Genomic DNA, 21,159 nt, shown 5'->3' with positions numbered 1-21,159 from the left:
CCTCAACGCATATGCAGCACGATCGGCGTCGGACTGGCCGGATCGGTATGCTCGCGCAGCCGGGCGACTGCCTTCGGGTCCACCTTGCCGCCCTGGTTTCCCCAGGTGGTCCGCACGAAGCTCACGACAGCGGCGATCTCCTGGTCCGACAACTGCTCGCGGAAGGCCGGCATGCGGTACGCATCCGGCACCCCGGCGCTGACCACGCGCAGCGCCCCGTTGAGGCTGATGTTGATGGCCGAATCGGCGATTGGCGTCATCGCCGAAGTAGCGCCGGCCAGCGGCGGCATCCATTCGTTCTGGCCCTTGCCGTCGGCGCCATGACAGCTCGCGCAGCGTGTCAGATAGAGATGGCCGCCGGGCGAGTTGAAGGCCGCAGCCTCGGCACTCTGGTACTGCCAGGCAGGCCCGTCACGAACAGGGTCGCCAGGCAGGGACTTGAGGTAATGGGCGATAGCGCCGAGGTCCGCATCGGTCAGGAATTGCGTGGAGTTGTTGAACGCCTCGGTCATCGATCCGTAGACCACCGCATGCTGGTTGCGGCCCGTCTTGAGGAACCGCGCAACCTCCTCTTCGCTCCAGCGTCCCAGCCCGGTGTTGGGGTCGTTGCGCAGACTCGGGGCATACCAGCCATCGAGCAGAGCGCCGGCCAGGAATGGCGCGCCTGACTTGCTCAGGGCCTTCTCGTTGAAGGCCAGGCCGCGCGGGGTGTGGCAGCTGCCACAGTGCCCGGCGCCCTGTACGAGATAGGCGCCACGGTTCCACTGTGCGTCCTTGCCCGCTTGATCGGTGAAGGGCGAGGAGTCGGTGAACAGCGCATTCCACAGCGCGATGGGCCAGCGCATGTTCAACGGCCAGGGTATCTCGCTGGCCGTGTTGGCCCGCTCCGATGGCCGGACGCCCGACATGAAGAAGGCGTACAACGCGCGCACATCCTCATCGCGGAGCTTGGCATAGGACGGATAGGGCATCGCCGGATAGAGTCGCCGGCCGCCCGGCGCCACGCCGTGGCGCACAGCACGGTCAAAGTCCGCCAGGCTGTACTTGCCGATTCCCGCGTTGTCGTCCGGCGTGATGTTGGTGGCGTAGATCGCACCCAGCGGGGTGGCCATCTTCAAACCGCCGGCGAAGGCCGGGCCGTCTGGCAGGCTGTGGCAAGCCACGCAATCGCTGGCACGGGCGACGTACTCACCCTGGCGGACCAACGCTTCGTCGGTTGCGTTGCTGACGGCGGAATCGAAAGTCGAACCTGGCTGGCGAGTCCCATACCAGGCCATCAGGCACGCGGCTGCGACACCGGCCAGCGCCAGCGCGCCGACATATCCTGCGAATGGGCGTCTGCTCATGGGCAAGGCCTCCGGTCAGGCGGTTTTGCTGAAGTCATAAGCCGACAGCGGCATGCTGCGGATGCGCTGGCCGGTGAGTCTGGACACCGCGTTGGCTACTGCCGGCGCCACAGCCGGCAACGGCGGCTCGCCGATCCCGCCCATCTTCGCGCCGCTCTCGATCACCTTCACATGCACCCGCGCCATGCGTGAGGGCGGCAGGATGGGATAGAGGTCGTAATTGCGCGCACGTGGCTTGCCGTCAACGTAGACGGCTTCCTCCACCAGGGCCTGGGACAAGCCCAGGGACACCGCGCCATTGACCTGGGCCTCGACGATGGCCGGGTTGACGATGCTGCCCGGGTCGATTGCCTGCCAGATGTCATGCACCCTGACCTGCCCATTCTCGATGGACACTTCGGCAATCACGGCGGTCTCCGTGCCGAAAGGCGAAGCCATGGCCACGCCGCGCGCTCGGCGCGAACCATCCGGGGCGTCGAACGGCCCGCGCTTCCAGCCCCCCGAGAGTTCGCCCACGGTTTTCAGCAGGTGCAGCAACCGCGCATTGCCCTGCAACAGGTGCAGGCGCAGCTCGAAGGGATCGTGGCCACCCTTGTCGGCCAGTTCATCGAGGAAGGCTTCGTAGAAGAAGTCGTTGAGCGAATTGCCCACCGAGCGCCAATAGCCCAGCATCACCGGCCCCTTGGCATAGACCTGGGCGATGCGTCGATTGGGGATCGCATAGGACTTGCCGGCCAGGCCCTCGAGCGCGGTGGGGTCGAGCTTGTCGCCCTGCTTGCCGGCAATGCCCTCCGTCGGCCCTTCGGTAGCGCTGACGGCTTCCAGCGCCACGGGCAGGCCCTTGTCGTCCAGCGCGGCACGGAACCTGACCACCGCCATCGGCCGCAACACGTCACGCAGAAACTCTTCCTCGCGGCTCCAGATCAGCTTGATCGGGCGTCCCACGGCCTTCGCCAGCTCGATGGCCTGCGGATAGGGATTGGCAGTGGGGTAGAGAAAGTGCCGGCCGAAGAAGCCGCCAAGCAACGGCGTGTGCAGCTTGACCCTGGCCGGATCGACCCCTGCACGTTTAGCGATATCCCCCAGGAACATGTCCTGGGCCTGGTTGGGCAGCCAGATGTCCAGCGAGCCATCGGCATTGAACCGCGCCAGTGTGGCGGGCGGCTCCAGCTGGGCGTGGTTGAGGTACTGGTTGTAGTAGGTGGCCTCGACCCGGGTGGCGGCCTTGGACAGGACACCTTGCGCATCGCCTTCCTTCTCGGCTTCGCGCCCAGGGTCGGTCTGCCTGGCCAGTTGCTCGCGATAGGCCACGCTGGAGAAATCCGCCGGCATGATTCGCAGCGGCGAATCCGCCGCCGGCTCCTGCCATTGCACCTGGATGGCTTCCGCCGCGCGCCTGGCATGCCACCAGCGCTCGGCGACCACCGCCACCGCACCGTCGAGGCGGTGTACCGAATGCACACCCTTCATCGCCCTGACCTGATCTTCATTGCGCAGTTCGCCCACCGTCATGCCCAGGCGCGGCGCATGCTGGACGGCAGCATGGAGCATGCCGTCGACCTTCATGTCGATGGTGTACAACGCCTTGCCCGTGGACTTCTCGTAGCTGTCCACCCGGCGCACCGGCTTGCCGATCCAGCGGAACTGGGCGGGGTCACGCAGGGTGACACTGGCGGCGTCGGGTACCGGCAGATCCAGCGCGTGGGCGGCCAGTTCGCCGTAGGTCAGCGAGCGGCCCGAGGCGGCATGCAGCACCCGGCCCGGCTCGGTGCTCAGGTTCGCGACAGGCACCTTCCACTGCGCGGCCGCCGCCTGCAGCAGCATCGCCCTGGCCAGCGCGCCGAGCCGGCGCATGGTGTCGTAGCTCATGCGCACCGACATGCTCCCGCCGGTGATCCGCAGGCCGTTGTCCATCACCACGTAGGCTTCGCCCGGCGGCGCGCTCTCGACCAGGAAGCTCGCAGGATCGGCGTCCAACTCCTCGCCGACAATCTGCGCCATCGCGGTATAAGTGCCCTGCCCGCCTTCGATGAAGGGGCACAGCAGACGCACTCGGTTGTCCGGGCGGATTTCCAGGAAGGCGCCCACCTGCGTGCCGCGCTCGCCGGGCGCCGCCAGGGCTTGCATCCTGGCCGACCCCAACGGCAGGCCGAAGCCCAGGACCAGCGCGCCAGCCGCCGCACCGGCGGAGGCCAGGAGGAAGCGCCGGCGCGACAGGTTGACGGCCTCACCGCGGTCTTCGAACTCGATAGGCTGGCTCATCAGACCTTCTCCTGCGAGGTGGCGGCAGCCGTTGCCAGATCGTGGACGGCGGCATGGATGGCGTTGTAAGTGCCGCAGCGGCACAGGTTGATCATCGCGGCATCGATCTGTGCATCCGTCGGTTCCGGGGTCTGCTTGAGCAGGGCCGTGGCCGCCATGACCTGCCCGGACTGGCAGTAGCCGCACTGCGCCACCTGGTGCTCGACCCATGCCGTCACGACCCGCTTGCCCACCTCGTCCTCCTCGATGGCTTCGATGGTGGTGACTTCACGGCCCACCACGCCAGCGACGGGCGTGACGCAAGAGCGCACGACATTGCCGTCGACCAGCACCGAGCAGGCGCCGCACTGGGCCAGGCCGCAGCCGTATTTGGTTCCGGTCAGTCCCAGGTCGTCGCGAATGACCCACAACAGCGGCGTGTCCGCCTCGGCGTCGACCTCATAGGTTTTCTGGTTGATCCGCAGTTCCATGGCTCACCCGCTATCACGTTGGTTGGTCTTGGTGTTCTCTTCGGACGGTAGCATGGGCCCCGCCCTGCACAGCCGCCGCTTGCCGATAGCTCTCATTAGCAGGGCTCATGAATCGCCCCGCTCAGCACCCGCTCGGGGAAGCCGACGCGCAACCGGATGTGCTCTCCCGTGAGGCCATGAACGCGAACCCAGCAGCCAGCAACAGCACGAAAGCGCTGAGTTCGAAGGTTGCCCGATAGCCTTGCAGATCGAAGACCACCCCGCCCACGGTGGCCCCCAGCGCGATGGCCAGCTGAACGATAGCCACCATCAGGCCGCCACCTGCCTCTGCGTCATCCGGCAGACTGCGAGCCAGCCAGGTCCACCAGCCTACCGGCGCGGCCGTCGCAACCAGGCCCCAGAGCCCCAGCAGCGCGCCGGTGGCCACCGAGGAAGCTCCGACGCCGATCAGCGCGAGCGCCAGCAGCGCCATCAGCAGCGGGATAAGCATCAGCGTTCGGTAGAGCCCGCTCTTGAGGAATGCCTCGATCAGGAAGGTTCCGGCCAGCCCGGCCACCCCCAGCACCAGAAGCGTGAGCGACAGACCCGAAGGGCTGACCTGGGTAACCGTCTCGAGGAACGGGCGCAGGTAGGTGAACAACATGAACTGGCCCATGAAGAAAACGCTGACGGCGAGCATGCCCCAGGCCACCGGGCCCCGGCGCAACAGACGAAAGACATTGCTGCTGGCGGCACGGGACTCGATGCGAAGCGCCGGCAGGCTCATCCATAGCCAGAGCGCGGCGGCCACGGCCACCGGAACGACGCAGAAGAAAGCACCGCGCCAGCCGATCAGCGCGCCAAGGTAGCTGCCCAGGGGCGCGGCGATCACCGTGGCCAGGGCGTTTCCGCCATTGACGATGGCCAGCGCGCGCGACACCTGGTCCTGTGGCACCAGGCGCATCGCGGTAGCGGCTGACAACGACCAGAAGCCACCGATGGCGATGCCGATCAGCGCACGCCCGGCCATGAACCACGCGTAATTCGGGGCGAAAGCCACCAACGCACCTGACAGCACCATCAGCAAGGTCAGTGCAATCAGCAGCGGCTTGCGGCTGACCCGCGCCGCGACTGCGGCAATCATCAGACTGGTGAGCAAGGCGAACAACCCGGAGACCGAGATGCCCTGCCCTGCCTGACCTTCGGAGACCCCCAGGTCGGCGGCGATGGGCGTCAGCAGGCTCACCGGCATGAACTCGGAGGCAACCAGGGCGAAGGCCGCCATCGACATGGCGAGCACCGCGCCCCAGGAACCCTGTTCCGCGGCGGCTGGGCGGGAAGAAGACGTCATCGGCAGCGCCCCTCAGCCGGCGAGGCTGGCGTTATCGATCACGAAGCGGTACTTGACCTCGCCGCGCAGCATGCGCTCGTACGCTTCGTTGATCTGCTCGGCGCGCACCAGTTCGATATCGGCAACGATGCCGTGCTCTGCGCAGAAATCGAGCATCTCCTGGGTTTCCGCAATGCCGCCGATCATCGAGCCAGCCAGCGTGCGGCGCTTCATGATCAGGTTGAAGACGTTCGGCGAGGTATGCGGCGATGCCGGCGCACCCACCAGCGTCATGGCTCCGTCGCGCTTGAGCATGACCAGGAAGGCATCCAGGTCATGGGGCGCCGCCACGGTGTTGAGGATGAAGTCGAAGCTCTTGGCATGGACCGCCATCTGACTGGCGTCGCGGGAGACCACCACCTCGTCGGCACCCAGTTGCAGAGCGGCTTCGCGCTTGTTCTCGGACGTGGTGAAGGCCACCACATGAGCTCCCATGGCATGGGCCAGCTTGATCCCCATATGACCAAGGCCGCCGATGCCAACCACACCGACCTTCTTGCCGGGGCCGGCATTCCAGTGGCGCAACGGAGAGTAGGTGGTGATGCCCGCACACAGCAGCGGCGCGACCGCGGCCAATTGCTCCTCGGGGTGGCCGATGCGCAGAACATAGCGCTCGTGCACGACAATCGCCTGGGAGTAGCCACCCAGCGTCCAGCCCGGCGCGTCCGGCGTCGGGAAGTTGTAGGTGCCGATCATGCCATCGCAATAGTTCTCCAGGCCGGCATCGCAGTCTTCGCAGTGCTGGCAGCTGTCGACAATGCAGCCGACACCGACCAGATCGCCCGGCTTGAAGGCAGAGACATGCGCGCCGACCTGGGTCACCCGTCCGACGATCTCATGGCCCGGTACGCAAGGGTACTGCGTACCCTCCCACTCGGAGCGCACCTGGTGCAGGTCCGAGTGGCAGATGCCACAGAAAGCAATCTCGATCTGCACGTCGTGGGCATTCGGAGCACGTCGGTTGATACGCAGCGGCTCAAGGGGTTGATTGCCCGCGTGGGCACCATAAGCGTTGACTTGCATGGGAATGGCCCTCCTTCAATTCGTGGAGGCCATTGTCCGGGCAAGCGCGGCTGAATCAGTAGCGCAATCCACTGGATTACTTGCCTGATCCTCTGGGCGTGCAGCTTTTTGATGGAAAGCGAGCCGAAGCTCGCGGTAGCTTCTAGCGAAACAGGTGCCAGACCCGAACAGCATGACCGATCTCACCCCGCATCCAGCCCAGTCGATGGCACAGGCCATTGCCGCGCGCATCGCCGAACCGAGCGACGTTTCCACTGCAATCGCCGGGCTCAGCCTGTTCCGCCGCAACAGCCCGTCACCGCCGTGCATCTGCATGGTCGAGCCCAGCATCGTCCTCGTCGCCCAGGGCGAGAAACAGCTCTGGGTGGGCGCTGAGGGATATGCCTATGACCCATCGCGCTTTCTCGTCACCTCGCTGGATCTGCCGGCCAATTCGGAAGTGCTGCAAGCCAGCGAGGAAGCCCCTTGCGTAGGACTGGTGCTGAAGCTCGACCTTCGCATCCTGGCCGAACTCATCGCCCAGGGCGGCCTGCCACTGACCCGCGAGCGGGCTGTCAGCAGAGGGGTGGGGATCGGCACCATGAGCCCAGGCCTGCTCTCCTCGTTCGGACGTCTGGTGGACTTGCTGGACGACCCCGATGCGATTCCCGTGCTGGCCCCGCTGATCCAGCGCGAGATCCACTTCCGCCTGCTGCGAAGCGACCAGGCAGCGCGTTTGCGGCAAATCGCCTCGGTGGATAGCCAGGGATACCGGATCGCCAAGGCCGTCGACTGGCTGAAGCAGAACTTCCACTTGCCTCTGCGGATCGAAGAGCTGGCGGCAAGGGTTCAAATGAGCCCGCCGACCTTCCATCACCACTTCCGCCAGCTGACCGCCATGAGCCCGCTGCAATACCAGAAGTGGTTGCGCCTGAACGAGGCTCGTCGGCTGATGCTCAATGAGCACCTGGATGTGTCACGGGCGGCCTTCTCGGTCGGGTATGAAAGCCCCTCCCAGTTCAGCCGCGAGTACAGTCGTCTGTTTGGCATCGCGCCCAGGCTGGACCTCAAGTCCTTGCGCGGCCACGCCGACGCGGCAGCACCGCGAGAATAGGCAAGAAGCCTGGGCAGGGTCGAGGCCGCGCGGATACCAAGCTCAGGGCTTGTAACCTGGCTTCTTGTAGAGGTTGTCGCCTGCACCGAGGATATCGGTGTCGTAAACCGTCCGTTTCCAGTCCGCAGGCGCCACATCCTCAATGGCTACGGATATCGATTCGTCCCCGCACCCGACGACCGACTTCAATGCATTCGCGATTTCTTCTGTCAGCTCGACCTTGAGGGCCTCACTTCGGCCTTCGAGCATTTTGATAATGACATGTGGCATGGGTGTCTCCGCGTTAGGGGGCAGGATCAGGTCAGCCTGAGCCAGGCTCCATTGATAGCAGATCCAGCAGACGGGCGACTGCCACCCTTGAAGCGAAGCCATTCAGCACGGATTCGAATTTCAGCGCAACACTGAACATCCAACCTGATTGCATCGGCCGTTCTACTTGCCGCCGGACAGGGCAAATGAGCGTCCGCCATGGGTCGGTAGCGGTCTCTCGCCAGAGGCAGAAACGGCCAGTAGCGGACACTGAATAAGCTGAGTGGAGAGCCTTAGCCGTCAAACCTGCGCCTGACGGCCCGCTATACGTCTCTAGAACAGATACTTGAATCCGACCATGGCGTCGTACCCATGGCTGTCGCCGTCAAAGGCCTCGCGGTAGCCGGCAGAGACGGTGAAGGTCACTTTCTCGCTGGCCTGGTGATCTATGCCGAGGTTCGCTTCCCACCATGTGCCATCAATATCCGCCTCGAACGGGATGTAGCCGGACTGCGAGGAGAACTCGGTCTTGGGCTGCCCCTTGAATTCATGCCAGACACTAGGGCGAACCCAGCCCTGCGTGCGACGACGACTCTTGTCGCTACCTTCCGTCTCCCAGTCCTTGGCAATGCGCACGCCGAGGCGGCCGATCAGCGATTCGACATCCCGGAAGCGCACGTCGGCACCGACATCATCGCTGTCATCGAGATCGACGTAGCTGTAGATCACCTGGGCCTGGGGCTCGATCCACAGATCCTTGTCCGCCTCGTAGGGGTATCCGCCCTCCAGCGATCCGGTGTAGCCCCAGCCCCTGGTCTCCAGCTTGGCAAGCTCGTTGGGGCGCGCTTCGATGTCGTAGCGACTGACCTGCAGGACGCCATCCAGATACCAGCCTTCCGGGCCGAAGTGCGTCCAGTAGCCACCCAGGCTGTATGCGCGCAGCGTGTCATCGCCGGCGTTGCGGCCGGTGTAGTGGCTGACGCCGGCATCCATGCTGCCGATGCCCAGCGAGAAGCCCGCCTGGTCATGGCTGCCATCGGCCCGCTCCTTGCGGTACAGGTCGGCGCCCACCTGGAAGGCGGTCAAGTCGTAGTTGTATTCGGGGGTATTACCCACGGCGTCCTTGCGGTCGCCATCCTGCTTGCCGCTGCGGTAGATCACCCGGCCCCAACCCAGCGACGGCCCCCAGGTCGCCTCGTCTTCCGCCGGGGGCTCCTGCCAGGCCGTCGGACGCTCCTCTCCCACTCGCTCGTGCAGGGTATCGACCATGGTGCGGCCATAGACAAGGGCCAGCGCCGGCAACGCCCCGTACAGCGAGACTTCGGGACGGAAGTTCGGCGTGCGCGGCTCAGGTGGCGCAGGTGGAGTCGGAGGTTCCGGCGGAGTGGGCGGATCGGGTGGCGTCGGCGGGGTCGGCTCGATGTCCGAGCGCAGGTACCAGGTCTGGGTGCCCGAACCATCTGGCGCGCCACGATAGAGCTGGTACTCGTAGGGCCCGGCTACGACCCGGCGGGCCAGGCTGAACGCATTGGCGTCACTGGCAGCCACTGCCGTGTCCAGCAGGTTCACCACAGCGATACCGTTGCCCTCGGTAAGGGCCCCCTGTCCACCGACATTCCTAACCAGCAGCCCGGTGGAGCCTCCGCTACCTGTGGCGGTGGAATCCACCACCAGCATGTCCGAATGACTGTTCGGGCCGCCCTCGTTGAGCTCGCTGTTGAGCAACAGGCGCCCTCCGTTGGATACAAACACACCGGTTCCGGCGCTGCCGGCGACCTGGGCGTTGCTGATGAGCAATACGTTGCCCACCGCATGACTACCCCCGGTGAGGTCAATCAGGCCACTGTTGGTGAAGGTTCCTACGCCCAGCAACTGGCCTTGTACCGCGCCACCCAGCACTGGGGAGTTCGCACTCTGCCCAAGCGGCAGATAAGCACCCGTGGTGTCGAAGGTCAGAATGCCGCTGCTCGGCTGGGCGGCCAAGGTCAAGGTGCCGCTGTTGTCGATGCTGTTGCCTGCAGCGGTTCCGAGGTTGTTGACCGCCACCCCCCAAGTGTCCCGGACACCATCTCCATTGCTGTCGGCATAGTTGCGCAGCGTCCAGGAACCCTGGTTGTCGAGGCTTACCTGAGAAGTAGCAGCGTTGATTGCGCCGACGATTGATCCGCCGTTATCAATGGTTACGGTGGCATCCGGGCCGTTGGCATCCCCCAGCACCGCGCGGTCGCTGAGGGCGCCGATGGAGCCGGTATTGGTCAGCGCCTGGGTCTCGCCGGCCAAAGACACACCCGTGCTCTGGCCCCAACCTCCAAGGATCGCCGCGCTGTTGGTGACGCTTGCCGATCCACCGACCGAGAGCGCATCGATACCTGACGCAATGCTCCCATGGGTCGTGATATTGCCGCTGTTCTCCACGCGGATAGTGGCCGCGCCGGAGGCCTGAGCCAGAATCCCCTGGCTGTTCGTATCTCCCAGGGTGGTAATCGCCCCACGGTTGATGACCGTCTGGTCGCCGGTCGCAGTTATTGTTCGTATGCCGCGCTGTTTATCGCCTCTGGCGACCAGCTCCCCGCTGTTGTCCACTGTGGCAGCGCCGACGCCTGTTCCCGTCTTGTAGGTGGTATTGGCAAGGATGGCAGCACCTTGGCCGTTTACATCGATCTTGGTGCCGGTGTAGGTGACGCTGGCATCCTGGAAACCGCTCTCTGCGCGTAACCCATACGCATCAATACCCGAACCTACGCCGCCCGAACCTTCAGAGTGGGTGGTGATGGTGCCGGTGGAGCTGACCGTTGCCTTGCCCTGCAGCGCAGTTGCGTAAATGCCATGAGCGTTAGTGCTGAGTGTTTCGAGCTTCTTGCCCGTGTAGATCACCGTCACATCGCCATCGATGGATTCCAGGCGAATAGCGCTCGCCCCCGGCCCGCTCGTGATGATTTCACCGCTGTAGTTCACCAGGCCGTCCTGGGCGCTTGTGATGGTGATACCGTTTGCTCGAGTCGACACTGAACCGTTCTTGACCGTGATGTTGCCACTCCCGGTCAGGGTAAAGCTGCCGGTGCCGCGCTTGATGGCGTAAATACCCCGTGAACCAATCGCGTCGGTGTCGTTCCCCACTACCAGATCGCCGTCGTTCTGGATGCTGATATCGCCCGTCGCACCAGGATTGTCAGTAACGTAAATGGCGTGGCCGTTATTACCGGTGGTGGTGATATCGCCGCTGTTGACGATATGGATGCTGCCAGTGGTGGAGATGGAGCGGATGCCGAAGCCGTTCAGCCCGTCGGTGGTAATGCTTCCGGTATTGGCGAGGTTGGTCGTACCCGCACCACCCTCTGTGAAGATGCCGAAAGCGTTCTGACCCATACCGCGAATGGTCGCGGCGTTACTCACGGTCGTGTCGCCATTGACGGCGCGGGTGTGCACCCCAGCATGGTTGCCGGTTCCGGCCTGAGGGTCGTTTTCGTCGTCGATGTTTGGATCGCCTCCCGATAGCGGGTCGTTGTTGTCAACGGTAAGGCTGACGCCAGAACCCACCGTGGCATTCACGTTCCCACTGGAAACTGCCTTCAGCCAGATGTTGTTTCCGCCGTAAGTGAGGATGCTCCCAGTGCCGGCATGCTGGAACACGATGTCCCCGCCCCCGGAAGCGCTCACATCAATACCATCGCGCTCGCTGCCAACTGAGCGGTTATTGATGTTCACCTCAGTGCCGGCGCCAATCAGGACTGTCGATGAACCAGTGTTAGTGTTGAGGATGGCGACAGCGTCCAGGCCGCTGCCTCCTGACTGGATGAGATTGCTCCCGCTCTGGAAGTTGATGAGTGCTTCCCCAGTCCCCAAGATTCCACCCGTGATCTGAGCCTGTACTGCACTGACCGCAGTCAACGGTGTGCTCTGAACTTTAGTGCCGTTGAGCAGGATGCTGGTGTTCGCGTTGGCGGCGCGGGCAAGCAGGGAGTTTCCTGCAGCCGTGGTCACCTGGGTGCCGGTCAGCGTGGTGATGTCAGCCGCGATTCCGCTAGCCGGAGTACAGGTCTGGGTTGTCGTGTAGGTGCCGCTTTGCTGCCCACAGACCGCATGGGCTGTCTCCGGCAGCATCACCAGGGTGAAAGCATTGGCTATGGCGACGCCCAGAGCGGATCGGGCATAGGCAGGCAGGGAATGCCGCGTAAATGGCGGGAGCATGAAGAACCTCCTTGTTGCAGTTACATCCGTGGCAGTTTCGTTGCCTCGGCTGCACGCCGTACTCCCTATATCGTCGTGACCACCTGCCGGCTGGCGCTTGTAAGCGAAATGTAGCGCAAGGCGTCAAAATCGCTACAAATGAAGTGCAGGTCTTAGTGGCTCGAATTGCAGTGCCAGGTGTCCGCTATGGGTCGGCAACTGCCCCACATCACAGGCACCAATCGGCCGGAAGCGGGCGTATGACCAGATACCCCTACGGTGTTCCCCCTGCTGTCACGCAACCTTGGCGCGATAGGCTGCAACCAGCGTCACCCGTTCGAGGCAGAGCGTGCGCGGCGCCAGCCGGGGCTGAGCGGCCGTCTGTAGTGGCCCACTCCAGCTGTAGGACGAATGACCCGCCGTGTTATCCGCCTTCCTTCCAGTCGTGGCGAACCAGCCTACATACGCGAACCACCTGGACTGTCACCCTCTCCCACCTTTCCTGAACCTGTCTCCTACGCCGCGAAGTATCCTTCCGGCGCAGCGCTGGCTTCCGGGAAGTTCCTGACTCGCCATCGGCATTGCGGTCCTACAAAGCCTCTGCTTAGCGTTTCTCCCGCCACGGAACAGCCGTGGTCAGGTGTGGAAACCTGTTTGGATTACTCCTTTGCCATAGCAGAGTTAGCCCGGTCCCTTACCAGACCGGGATAGCTCTGGCTGTCTATGGCGGGCCGTGTGAGGCGGGCTTCGGCCCGGCCGGTCTTTGGGGTAATCCACCGGTTTTCCACCCTTGCACGGTCCGCCTCCCTTCCCTTTCGGGGGCGGTTTTCTCGCTGTACTTCCTGCCCTGAGCAAGGAGAACGCCATGACCCCAAGGATCGAATTCCCGGCCAACCCGGGCCTGATTGCCCAGACCTTCCACCGCTTCGACCGCACCCTGCGCGCGCTGATGATCGACCACCAGGCCTGGTTCGTCGCCCGCGACCTGGCGCGCCTGACCAACACCCACTTCAGCGCCCGCGTGCCGCGCAAGCTCGACCCGGACCAGTACCGCTGGGAGCAGTTGGCGGGCTGCCGCGAGGACGAATTGCTGGTCAGCGAAAGCGGCCTGTATACGCTGCTGTTGCTCTATTTCTTCCACCCGGAAAACCGCAACCTGCGGCAGTGGCTGAGCAACGAGGTGGTGCCGGTGCTGCGGGATTCGCAGCTGCAGCAAGGCAACGGCCCGCGCTATTTACAGCGCAGGGTGCAGGACCATTCGCTGGCCATGCTGGAATGGCAGGGCGGCGTATGGATGCGTGTGGGCGACGCGGCCAGGCTGCTGGAGGCGGAAGCCCGCGCGTCACGCTGAGGCCACGCACGAACCTGCCACAGTTTTCAGCCCGCCCTTGTGCGGGCTGTTTCTGGCCTGCGAGTAGCTGGGCGATGCCTTGCACGACTTGTTGGCCGTTCAGGCATCAGGAATGCTGAAGCTCCACTCTGGATCGAAAGCCTTCTGAAGATCGGATATCGTCCTGCGGTAATCCAAACGACCGCAGAGGCGGACTCCCCATGAACATCGTCATCCCCGATGACTACCAGGACGTGATCCGCACGCTGGACTGCTACAGCCAACTGGCCGGGCACGACGTGCGCGTGCTGCATGACCTGGGCCCCGCTTCGGCGGACGAGCTGGCTGCACGCTTCGCCGAGGCCGACGCGCTGGTACTCACCCGCGAGCGCACCCGCATCGACGCAGCGCTGCTCGACAGGCTGCCCAGGCTCAAGCTGATCAGCCAGACCGGCAAGGTGTCCGGCCACCTCGACCTGGACGCCTGCACCGAGCGCGGCATCGTGGTGACCGAGGGACGGGGCTCGCCCGTGGCGCCTGCGGAACTGGCCTGGGCGCTCATTCTCACGGCGCGCCGGCAACTCGTCCCGGCCATCGAAGCGTTCAAGGCCGGGCAATGGCAGGTCAACCTGGGCCACGCACTGGCCGGGCAGACGCTGGGCATCTGGGGCTACGGCAAGATCGGCCAGCGTCTGGCGCGCTATGCCCAGGCGTTCGACATGCCGGTGCTGGTCTGGGGCAGCGACAACAGCCGGGCCGCCGCCATCGCCGACGGTCATCAGGCGGCGGCTTCGCGCGCGGCCTTCTTCGCCGAGGCGGATATCCTCAGCCTCAACCTGCGCCTGTCCGAAAGCACTCGCCATGGCGTCACCTTCGCGGACCTCGCGGGCATGAAGCCCAGCGCCCTGCTGGTGAACATCAGCCGCGCCGAGCTCATCGCCCCCGGCGCGCTGTTGCAGGCCCTGGACGCCGGTCGGCCTGGCTACGCGGCCGTGGACGTCTTCGAGCAGGAGCCGCTGCTCGCCGCCGACAACGACTTGCTGAAACATCCCCGCGCGCTCTGCACCCCACACCTGGGATACGTGGAGAAGAACGGCTACGAGCTGTACTTCGGCGATGCCTTCGACAACGTGGTGGCGTTCTTCGGCGGAGCACCGAAGAACGTGGCGAATCCGCAGGCCCTGGCGAACAGGCGGGCGGACAACTCCTAGCGGAGACTGTTTCGCCCAAGCACTGCCGTGCCAGGTAGCAATGCAGGCAACTGAAAGGCGCCGCTGACAGATGGAAAAACGTCGCTGCGCCGCCTTCCCAAGCGCCACGGGCGCCCGGCAAGATGGACGCATTCGCCGCCGCTTTTCGGTGGCCCTCTTCTGCCTTGTGCCACCGGAGTCGTATGCAACCGCGCGACCTTGCCGCCTATCTGTTCCTTGCGATCGGCTGGGGGCTGTCCTTTCTCGTGCTGCTCAAGGCCATCGCCGGGTTCGGCTGGGTTGGCGCTGTCAGCTTCCGCGCGCTGATCGCCAGCTTCACGTTGTTCGCGGTGGCCAAACTATCCGGGCGCCGGCTGAATTTCGAAGGGCTGTGGAAGCCACTCTGCGTGGTCGGCGCCACCACGGTGGCCGGCCAGCTGATCGGCATGACCTACGCCACCCCGCGCATCGGCACGGCCATGGCGGCGATCTTCGTCGCCGGCATTCCGCTGTTCTCCATGCTCATCGGCCGCCTCTGGGGCCTTGAGCGCATCACCTGGAGCGGACTGGGCGGGCTGGTGCTGGGCTTCTGCGGGATGGTGCTGCTGGTGGGCTTCCCGGCGGTGCCAATCACCCACGAATTCATCCTCGGCAGCGCAGCCTCGGTGTTCGGCGCGGTGTGCGCGGCCTTCGGCAGCAACTACGCCAGCCTGAAACTGCGCACCGCCGGGCCCTGGGAAGTGACCTGCGGCGCCTTCGGAATCGGCGGGCTGATAACCCTGCCGCTGTTGATCTGGGTGCCGGTGCCGGGCACGCCACAGCCCGTCGACTTCCTCTTCCTGCTCCTCTGCGGCTGCGTGCTCAGCGCGGTGAACTACGTCGTGTACTTCCAGCTCGTCGCGCGTATCGGCGCCACGAAAACCATCAGCGTGGAATTCGTCGTCACCGTGGTCGCCGTGCTGGTGGGTGCACTGGTGCTGGGCGAAAGCCTGTCGCTGATGCAGGGCGTGGGCGCGCTGATCATCCTGCTCGGCTGCGCCCTGGTGCTCGGCCTCGTGCCGGGCACCAGGGCACGCGCGGTCAGTTGACCGCCTGCACCGGGACGGCGTCTGGCGCGGCGTCGTCGCGGTCGATCACTTCCATGGGCAGGCGCGAGGTTTCCCGCAGCAGCCAGGAGCACACCGCCACCAACAAGAGCGCCGCCGCGCCGTAGAGCGCCACGCCGAACGGGTTGCGCCCGGTGGCGATGAGGATGGCGGTGGCGATGCTCGACGCCGTGCCGCCGCCCAGTGCCGCGCCGATCTGGTAGCTGAACGAGATGCCCGAGTAGCGCATTTCCCGCGGGAACTGCTCGGCGAGGAAGGCCGGGATCGGCCCCTGGGTCGCGCCCATGAAGAAGCCCACGGCGACATAGGCCAGCAGCGCCAGCGGCAGGTTGTGCAGGCCGATCAGCGGGAAGAAGGCGAACAGCCCGAGCGCCATGATGGCCGCGCCGAAGATCATCACCGCGCGGCGGCCGAAGCGGTCCGACAGGTGCCCGAAGAACGGCGCGGAGGCGACGATGGCCACCGACAGCGAGAAGTCGAACAGCAAGGCATGGCTGCTGCTGTAGCCGATGTCGGTCGCGTAGGCGAGGAAGAAGGTACTGCCGATATAGGCAATGGTGACGTAGCCGAAGGCGATGCCGATGCACAGCAGCAGCTCGCGCGGGCGACGGCGGAAAGCTTCCATCAGCGGCATGCGCGCCTCGGCTTGCGGCGCGGCCTTGGGCTGCGGCGCGGTGTTCTGCAGGCGCGCATAGAGGCCGACCAGCACCAGCAGGCCGCCGAGCCAGAACGGGATGCGCCAGGCGATGCCGCTGAGGTCGTCGTCGAAGGCGAAGCTGACGATGGCGAACACCGCCGAACCGAGGATGCCGCCGATGCCGATGCCGATGCTCGTGAAGCTGCCCCACAGGCCACGACGCCCCTTGGGCGCGACCTCGATGCCGAACAGCGCTGCCCCGCCCCACTCGCCGCCGGCGGCGAAACCCTGCACCAGGCGCAGCAGCACCAGCAGGACGGGCGCGGCCGCGCCGATGCTGGCGTGGGTCGGCAGGAAGCCGATCAGCAGGGTGCTCAGGCCCATCAGCACGAGGGTGGCGACCAGCGCCTTCTGCCGACCGTAGCGGTCCCCCAGGTGGCCGAACACCACGCCGCCCAGCGGGCGGGCGAAGAAGCCGGCGCCGAACGCCGCGAAGGCGACCAGCACGGCGGTCAGGCGATCCATGCCGGGGAAGAACAGTTGCGGGAAGATCAGTGCGGCGGCGTAGCCGTAGATGACGAAATCGTAGAACTCCAGCGCGGTGCCCATGCCGGAGACGCAGAAGGTGCGAAAGGCCGAGCGCGGGCCGGGAGCTGCGGGCGTGTGGTCGATCATGACGGTTCACTCTTGTTTTTGTGGCAACACGAAACCCGCGCGGCGGCCGGCGGGCCGTCACGGGGCGTTGGTTTGGCAAGTGGTGATACGCAGGGCGCACAATCCGGAACGGGTTATCCGCCGTAGCTTGGCGGCGGATAACGCTGGCGCGTTATGCGCCCTACGACGGGAGGAAGAGCGTCAGAACCGCAGGAACCCCTCATCCGCCAGCTTCTTCGGCGTGCCGGCCACGTACTCCAGCGCGCAGCCAGTGGTATCCAGGCCGATGCTCAGCAAGGTTTCCCAGCGTTCGGTGTCCGGCTCGGACATGTCCGGGTGGAAGCACACCACCGCCTGGTCGCCGTCGGCGCCGCAGAAGGCATCGGCGCGCTCGCGCAGGGCCTTGCCAGTCATGCCGGCAGTGCCGGCCTTGAGGTGCTCCAGGCGCGCGTAGGTGGTGGACACGTCGGCCGTGCGCTCACCCCAGCTCAGTTCGCCGTCGAGGAAGTGGTTGGTGTGCAGCAGCCAGCCATCCTCGCGCGGCACCACCACGGCGGTGTGCGCCGGGCTCATCTCGATGCTGGCGGCACGGGCCCGGACATCATTGCGGGTGAAGACGGTCAGCACGGTGGACGCACTGACCCGCGCCGAGCGCGCCATGTCGATGGCCTCGGTAACGCTGGTGGCTTCTTCCAGCACGCGGCGGGCGATGGCATGCACCGGCACGCCGGCGCTGCCGTCGTCACTGGCGTGGTGCAGGATGTTGAAGTGCACGCCAAGCCCTGCGCTGTTCACGCCGATCTTGCCGAGCATGCCGAACTCGGTGAACAGCTTGGCGGTCAGGCCGGTGCTACCGGTGAAGCCCAGCAGCAGGGCGTGGGGCACCAGGCTGTCGTGCCAGTCCCAGGTCTGCAGGCTGCGCGGGGCAGCAGCGCCAGCCGGGGCATGGACGGAGGTGGAGCACTCGCCTTCCACCGGCTGCTCGGGCATCACCGCGAGAATTTCGGTGCGCGCATTCAGCGCCGCCAGCTGCCACAGCGGCAAGGACACGCCCAGCGCCAGGCCTTCGACTTCCCTGGCCAGGGCCGGGCACCAGTCGGCCAGCGCCGCGAGGCTGGCTTCGCCGATGGCGCGCGCCTTGTCCAACTCCACGCCGACGCGCGGGAAGAAGTCCAGGTACAGCGCCACGGTCTGGCGGATCTGTTCGGCGAAGGTTTCGCCGATCTGCCGGCCACGCTGCAGCGGGTCGCGGATGTCGGTGGTGAAGGTGTGAAGAATCACGGCAAGGCTCCTGCAATTGCTTTTTAAACGGGCCGGAGCGCGGGGCGCTCCGGTTGGATCAGAGTTTATCGCCTGGACGACTATAGACTTCGCGGCCGGCGAACCAGGTCTTGAGCACCCGCGTGTCGCGCAGTGCTTCGGGCTTGACCGTGAACACGTCGCGGTCGAGCAGGATCAGGTCGGCCTGCTTGCCCGGCTTGAGCGAACCGATGCTCTGTTCCAGGCGCATGGTGCGCGCGGCATTGAGGGTGTAGGCCTGGAACATGGTCTGCCGGTCGATATCCTCGGCGGCATTGAGCACGCCCTTCGGGCCGACGCGCTGGATCGCCTGGTAGATGGCCTTCCAGGGATCAGGCGTGGTGATCGGCCAGTCGCTGGCGCCGGAAAGGGTCGCGCCGTTCTTCAGCAGCGAGCGCGCCGGGTACATGTGCAGGAAGGCCATGGCACTGACGTAGGGCTTGACCAGGTCGACGCTGTTCTCGTCGGCGGCGGCCCAGTACAGCTGCATGGCGGCGATCACGTCGAGCGCCTTGAAGCGCGGGAAGTCCCTGGGGTTGACCATCTGCAGGTGGGTGATCGAATGCGGGATGCCGCTGTGGCGATCCTTGCGCGCCTGCTCGATGCCGTTGAGCGATTCACGTACCGCGCGGTCGCCGATGGCGTGGATGTGCACCAGCCAGCCACGGGCGTCGGCCGCGCTGACCAGCTCACCGAAGTGCTTGGGGTCGATCAGCAGTTCGCCGTACTTCTTCGAGTTGCTGTAGGGCTCCAGCATGGCCGCACTCTGCGCCGGCACTTCGGCCACTCCGTCGGCGAAGATCTTGATGCCCGGCAGGGTCAGGTTGTCCACGCCGATGAACTGCTGGCGTACCTTGTCCAGCTCGTCGAGGTCGGCGGGGGTCGCCTTGGAGTCGGCCATCAGCAGGGCCGCGACGTGCGCGGTCAGCCCGCCCTCTTGCGCCAGCATCCTGTAGGCCGGCAGTACGCCGACGGAATCGTTGTGGATGTCGCCGCCGGGGTTCTCGTTGGCCAGGGGTTCCATCCAGGCGGTGATGCCCAGTTCGTGGTAATAGCTCTGCGCGCCCTTCAGGGCCTTGAGCAGCTCGTCGTTGCTGGCCAGCGGCAGCAGTGCCTGCACCGGGTAGAGGCCGGCATCCACCAGGAAGCCGTTGGGCTTGCCGTCGGCGTCGTGGCCGATGGTGGCCTGCTCCTCGCCCTTCAGCGACTTGACCTTGGCGGCGTCTATCCCGGCGAGATCGAGCAGCGCCTGGTTGGCCCAGCCGGTGTGATAGTCACCGCCGGCCAGGAGGATCGGCTGCTTCGCCCATTCGCCCTGGTTGAAGCGCTGCTGCAACTCGCCGAGCTCGTCCCAATACGCCGTGGGCACACCACCGACATAGAGGAACGGGCCACGCCGCGCACGGCCGTCGTCGCGCCACTGACGCAGCTTGCTCTCGAACTCGGCGAGCGGCAGGTCCTGGTTGTCCAGGTTGGCCTGGAGCATCTGCAGGCCGCCCTTGACCAGGTGGGTGTGGGCGTCGATGAAGCCGGGCATCAGCACCTGACCGTGCAGGTCGATGACCTGGGTCGCCGGTTGCTGCAGCTTGAGGATCTGCGCGTCGGAGCCGACGGCGAGGATGCGACCGTTCTCCACCGCCACCGCCTGTTGCAGCGCCTGGCCGGGTTCGGCGGTGTAGACCTTGCCGCCGTGGAAGATGAGGTCGGCGGCGGCCATAGTTTCCATCGAGGAAAAAGCGCAAGCCGCCGACACCAGCGCCGGAATCAGTAGTTTCATCGCAGAGCCTTCGTTATTGTTGATCTGTGACGAAGGTTAAGCAAAAGCCCCGGTGGCTTTAACACTGACTTCCCGCACAACTTTTATTCCTATCAGGAAGCAATCCTTGGACAAGATGACTGCGCTCACCATGTTCGTCGCCACGGCTGACCACGGCGGCTTTAGTCGCGCCGCCGAACAGCTGGGCAAGACGCCATCAGCGATCACCAAAGGCGTGGCGCAGCTGGAGGCCGACCTGGGCCAGCGCCTGTTCGAGCGCACCACAAGGCGCATGGCGCTGACCGAGGCCGGGCACATCTACCTGGAAGGCGCGCGCTCGGCGCTGATGCAGTTGCAGCGTGCCAGCGAGGAAGTCGAGCAGTTGCAGACCGAGCTGCGCGGCAGCCTGCGTATCGTCTCACCGCCCTCCTTCGCCCCGGCCTTTTTCAATGCGGTGTGCTGCCGCTTCCTGCGCGAGCACCCGCAGGTGCGCCTGGAAGTAGACCTGCTGGACGAGTTCGTCGACCTGGTGGAAGGCGGCTACGACATCGCCCTGCGCGACGGCCCCATCGACCTGCCGGACGTGATCGCCCAGCCGCTGCTCGAAAACCGCCTGATGCTCTGCGCCAGCCCCAAATACCTCGCGGAAAAGGGCCTGGACGTGACGCTGGAGAACTACGAACAGCACGACTGGCTGATCTTCCGTCACCCGCTGCTGAACCGGAATTTCTGGTGGGTGCAGAAGGACGGGGAACGCATCCGCATCCGCCAGCCGGTGCCGCGCATCGCCAGCGACAACTACGACTTCCTGCTCTCCTGCCTGCTCGATGGCCAGGGGCTGCAGTTCCTCCCGCAATGGAGCGCACTGCCCTACCTGGAAAGCGGCGAACTGGTGGAACAGCTCCCCGACTGCTGGCGCGACCAGAGCGCCTTCGGACCCTGGGTGCATGTGCTCTACCTGCCGCACCGCCGCAGCACGCGCAAGGTGCGGGTGTTCATCGACTGCCTGCGCGAGCATCTGCAGGGGAAGGGGTTGGTCTGACAGCGGCTCAACGTAGGATGGCGTGGAGCGCAGCGATACCCATCAATGCCTCACACCGACAGCATGGGTATCGCTGCGCTCCACCCATCCTACAAATACGCAGCGACCGGCTTTGGCTCTTAAGTCTTCCAGCGAAACATCCGAGCACTCCGAATGCCCCGTTCAA

General features: G+C 65.3%; 15 protein-coding genes. 5 read left to right on the top strand and 10 right to left on the bottom strand.

What is annotated here, in order from left to right:
* Nucleotides 1–2: 2 nt before the first annotated feature.
* The 5 genes from IB261_RS12740 to IB261_RS12720 form a co-directional block, all read right to left on the bottom strand.
* Entirely contained in the window at nucleotides 3–1,346 is a 1,344-nt protein-coding gene (locus tag IB261_RS12740; RefSeq protein ID WP_192382933.1) for a c-type cytochrome, read from the bottom strand.
* 15 nt (nucleotides 1,347–1,361) lie between these two features.
* Complete coding sequence (locus IB261_RS12735) at nucleotides 1,362–3,608, bottom strand: xanthine dehydrogenase family protein molybdopterin-binding subunit (protein WP_192382934.1); 2,247 nt, start codon at nucleotides 3,606–3,608, stop codon at nucleotides 1,362–1,364.
* The gene (locus tag IB261_RS12730; protein WP_081516880.1) at nucleotides 3,608–4,078 is read right to left on the bottom strand and encodes a (2Fe-2S)-binding protein; all 471 of its coding nucleotides are present in this window, start codon (nucleotides 4,076–4,078) and stop codon (nucleotides 3,608–3,610) included. The genes IB261_RS12735 and IB261_RS12730 overlap by 1 nt, the downstream gene beginning before the upstream one ends.
* 121 nt (nucleotides 4,079–4,199) lie before the next feature.
* Entirely contained in the window at nucleotides 4,200–5,408 is a 1,209-nt protein-coding gene (locus tag IB261_RS12725; protein WP_225606121.1) for an MFS transporter, read from the bottom strand.
* A gap of 12 nt (nucleotides 5,409–5,420) precedes the next feature.
* Entirely contained in the window at nucleotides 5,421–6,470 is a 1,050-nt protein-coding gene (locus tag IB261_RS12720) for an NAD(P)-dependent alcohol dehydrogenase (RefSeq protein ID WP_192382935.1), read from the bottom strand.
* 172 nt (nucleotides 6,471–6,642) lie between these two features.
* Between IB261_RS12720 and IB261_RS12715 the strand changes: the two genes are divergently transcribed.
* Nucleotides 6,643–7,563 (top strand): AraC family transcriptional regulator, encoded by a 921-nt coding sequence (locus IB261_RS12715; protein ID WP_192382936.1) that lies wholly within the window; start codon nucleotides 6,643–6,645, stop codon nucleotides 7,561–7,563.
* A 42-nt stretch (nucleotides 7,564–7,605) separates the two neighbouring features.
* Here IB261_RS12715 and IB261_RS12710 read toward each other — a convergent pair whose 3' ends face one another.
* Complete coding sequence (locus IB261_RS12710; RefSeq protein ID WP_081516876.1) at nucleotides 7,606–7,833, bottom strand: tautomerase family protein; 228 nt, start codon at nucleotides 7,831–7,833, stop codon at nucleotides 7,606–7,608.
* A gap of 312 nt (nucleotides 7,834–8,145) precedes the next feature.
* A complete protein-coding gene (locus tag IB261_RS12705; protein WP_192382937.1) occupies nucleotides 8,146–12,000 on the bottom strand; it encodes an autotransporter outer membrane beta-barrel domain-containing protein in 3,855 nt (1,284 codons plus the stop codon).
* An 844-nt stretch (nucleotides 12,001–12,844) separates the two neighbouring features.
* On the opposite strand from IB261_RS12705, the gene IB261_RS12700 reads away from it, so the two are divergent.
* The 3 genes from IB261_RS12700 to IB261_RS12690 all read left to right on the top strand — a co-directional run bounded on the left by IB261_RS12700 (nucleotide 12,845) and on the right by IB261_RS12690 (nucleotide 15,587).
* Complete coding sequence (locus tag IB261_RS12700; protein WP_225606122.1) at nucleotides 12,845–13,330, top strand: BRO-N domain-containing protein; 486 nt, start codon at nucleotides 12,845–12,847, stop codon at nucleotides 13,328–13,330.
* Nucleotides 13,331–13,530: 200 nt separating this feature from the next.
* The gene (locus tag IB261_RS12695; protein WP_192382938.1) at nucleotides 13,531–14,520 is read left to right on the top strand and encodes a D-2-hydroxyacid dehydrogenase family protein; all 990 of its coding nucleotides are present in this window, start codon (nucleotides 13,531–13,533) and stop codon (nucleotides 14,518–14,520) included.
* Between the two features lie 182 nt (nucleotides 14,521–14,702).
* Complete coding sequence (locus tag IB261_RS12690) at nucleotides 14,703–15,587, top strand: DMT family transporter (RefSeq protein WP_081516872.1); 885 nt, start codon at nucleotides 14,703–14,705, stop codon at nucleotides 15,585–15,587.
* Here the strand turns inward: IB261_RS12690 and IB261_RS12685 are convergent.
* The 3 genes from IB261_RS12685 to IB261_RS12675 all read right to left on the bottom strand — a co-directional run bounded on the left by IB261_RS12685 (nucleotide 15,580) and on the right by IB261_RS12675 (nucleotide 19,972).
* Complete coding sequence (locus tag IB261_RS12685) at nucleotides 15,580–16,917, bottom strand: MFS transporter (RefSeq protein WP_192382939.1); 1,338 nt, start codon at nucleotides 16,915–16,917, stop codon at nucleotides 15,580–15,582. The two genes, IB261_RS12690 and IB261_RS12685, sit on opposite strands and share 8 nt — an antisense overlap.
* Nucleotides 16,918–17,097: 180 nt before the next feature.
* Nucleotides 17,098–18,177 (bottom strand): C45 family autoproteolytic acyltransferase/hydrolase, encoded by a 1,080-nt coding sequence (locus IB261_RS12680; protein ID WP_192382940.1) that lies wholly within the window; start codon nucleotides 18,175–18,177, stop codon nucleotides 17,098–17,100.
* Between the two features lie 58 nt (nucleotides 18,178–18,235).
* Nucleotides 18,236–19,972 (bottom strand): amidohydrolase, encoded by a 1,737-nt coding sequence (locus tag IB261_RS12675; protein ID WP_151186780.1) that lies wholly within the window; start codon nucleotides 19,970–19,972, stop codon nucleotides 18,236–18,238.
* A gap of 106 nt (nucleotides 19,973–20,078) precedes the next feature.
* On the opposite strand from IB261_RS12675, the gene IB261_RS12670 reads away from it, so the two are divergent.
* Nucleotides 20,079–20,993, top strand: a complete 915-nt coding sequence (locus IB261_RS12670) for a LysR family transcriptional regulator (RefSeq protein WP_192382941.1) — start codon at nucleotides 20,079–20,081, stop codon at nucleotides 20,991–20,993.
* Nucleotides 20,994–21,159 lie beyond the last annotated feature (166 nt).

It is taken from the genome of Pseudomonas sp. PDM20, assembly GCF_014852575.3.
Lineage (GTDB): Bacteria > Pseudomonadota > Gammaproteobacteria > Pseudomonadales > Pseudomonadaceae > Pseudomonas.
Note: the sequence above shows the minus strand (reverse complement) of the source record. Positions and strands in the feature narration are given on the sequence as shown.

Bases quoted from the DNA above. Each gene is read 5' to 3' on its own strand.
- IB261_RS12710 (WP_081516876.1), bottom strand. From the start codon at position 7,833: ATGCCACATGTCATTATCAAAATGCTCGAAGGCCGAAGTGAGGCCCTC.
- IB261_RS12700 (WP_225606122.1), top strand. From the start codon at position 12,845: ATGACCCCAAGGATCGAATTCCCGGCCAACCCGGGCCTGATTGCCCAG.
- IB261_RS12720 (WP_192382935.1), bottom strand. From the start codon at position 6,470: ATGCAAGTCAACGCTTATGGTGCCCACGCGGGCAATCAACCCCTTGAG.
- IB261_RS12740 (WP_192382933.1), bottom strand. From the start codon at position 1,346: ATGAGCAGACGCCCATTCGCAGGATATGTCGGCGCGCTGGCGCTGGCC.
- IB261_RS12675 (WP_151186780.1), bottom strand. From the start codon at position 19,972: ATGAAACTACTGATTCCGGCGCTGGTGTCGGCGGCTTGCGCTTTTTCC.
- IB261_RS12730 (WP_081516880.1), bottom strand. From the start codon at position 4,078: ATGGAACTGCGGATCAACCAGAAAACCTATGAGGTCGACGCCGAGGCG.
- IB261_RS12685 (WP_192382939.1), bottom strand. From the start codon at position 16,917: ATGATCGACCACACGCCCGCAGCTCCCGGCCCGCGCTCGGCCTTTCGC.
- IB261_RS12735 (WP_192382934.1), bottom strand. From the start codon at position 3,608: ATGAGCCAGCCTATCGAGTTCGAAGACCGCGGTGAGGCCGTCAACCTG.
- IB261_RS12715 (WP_192382936.1), top strand. From the start codon at position 6,643: ATGACCGATCTCACCCCGCATCCAGCCCAGTCGATGGCACAGGCCATT.
- IB261_RS12695 (WP_192382938.1), top strand. From the start codon at position 13,531: ATGAACATCGTCATCCCCGATGACTACCAGGACGTGATCCGCACGCTG.
- IB261_RS12705 (WP_192382937.1), bottom strand. From the start codon at position 12,000: ATGCTCCCGCCATTTACGCGGCATTCCCTGCCTGCCTATGCCCGATCC.
- IB261_RS12690 (WP_081516872.1), top strand. From the start codon at position 14,703: ATGCAACCGCGCGACCTTGCCGCCTATCTGTTCCTTGCGATCGGCTGG.
- IB261_RS12725 (WP_225606121.1), bottom strand. From the start codon at position 5,408: ATGACGTCTTCTTCCCGCCCAGCCGCCGCGGAACAGGGTTCCTGGGGC.